At 43.6% G+C, this 613-nt stretch carries 1 pseudogene; it reads left to right on the plus strand.

Annotation, left to right across the window (positions count from 1 at the left end):
* Positions 1-158 precede the first annotated feature (158 nt).
* A pseudogene (locus R7040_RS27730) lies at positions 159-613 on the plus strand (peptidase); the annotation flags it as partial.

Consider the following 613-nt stretch of genomic DNA (forward strand, 5'->3'; position numbering starts at 1 on the left):
TGAATCGCCATAAACTCATCCATAAGGTCTATAAATTCCTGTGCTAGACTCAATGAACAGAATGAGATCAATAAGCCTAACGTCCTATTAAGGGATTATTCGGCGCATAAAATCTGTCAGTTTGGCTTTGCTATTTGTGCAAAATAGGGGACTTACCGATGGATCTAGGATCAAAATATCAGCGCAAGCTCGCAGTTGGCTTGGTGTTGGTGTCACCACTTCTTGTTTCACCTTCTCTCTCTGCCGCTCAGTTGGAGCGATTAGAGCCAAATCATGGACGTGTGGTTTCTCTCGAAAAGCAAAACCTTGCCGCGACCCAAAATGTCGCCAAAGCGCTTGGATTAAAGCCGGGCAATAATGTTCAAAAGCTTAAAGCCAACCAAGACAAAAATGGTGATGTCCACGTCCGGTATCAACAAACCTACAAAGGAATTCCGATCTGGGGGAAACAGATCGTTTTACACCGGGATAAACAAGGGAAAATCAAACGCTTTGGTGGTACGTTAGTTCATGATATCGGGCAAGACATTTCTAACACGACTCCTCAGCTCAACCTTGAAAGAATAAGAAGCAAAGTACAAAAGCCGTATTTGGATGTTGGCTATCACATCGA

The organism is Vibrio sp. 1069 (assembly GCF_033340555.1).